Annotated in this window: 1 protein-coding gene; it reads right to left on the bottom strand. The window is 62.7% G+C overall.

Annotation, left to right across the window (positions count from 1 at the left end; genetic code table 11):
* On the bottom strand, positions 1 to 287 hold a 287-nt coding region (locus tag DC28_RS16495), incomplete at both ends, for a hypothetical protein (RefSeq protein WP_037545244.1).

The following is a 287-nucleotide window of genomic DNA, read 5'->3' as shown; positions in this document are numbered from 1 at the left end:
CCCCCCCCGTAAAGGTCAATGTTCCCCCGGCTTGTCCCAGGGTCAGGTCTCCAGTATTCGCAAAGGTCACCGGGTCGGTAATGGTTCCGCTCGCCCCGGTCATCTGGACATCGTAGGCGGTCCCTGTGCCCGGAACCGTCAAGGTCGTGGCGGTTACTGCATCCTGGAAATCAACCAGGGTCACCGCGTCTGTTACGGCCACCGTTCCTGCGCCCACCGTCCCGGTGAAGGTCATCGTCCCCGCATCTCGTAACGTAAGCGTACCAACCCCGGCCACACTGGTTCCG

The sequence above is a fragment of the Spirochaeta lutea genome (assembly GCF_000758165.1).
GTDB lineage: Bacteria > Spirochaetota > Spirochaetia > DSM-27196 > Salinispiraceae > Spirochaeta_D > Spirochaeta_D lutea.
This window is presented reverse-complemented; position numbering and strand designations above follow the sequence as displayed.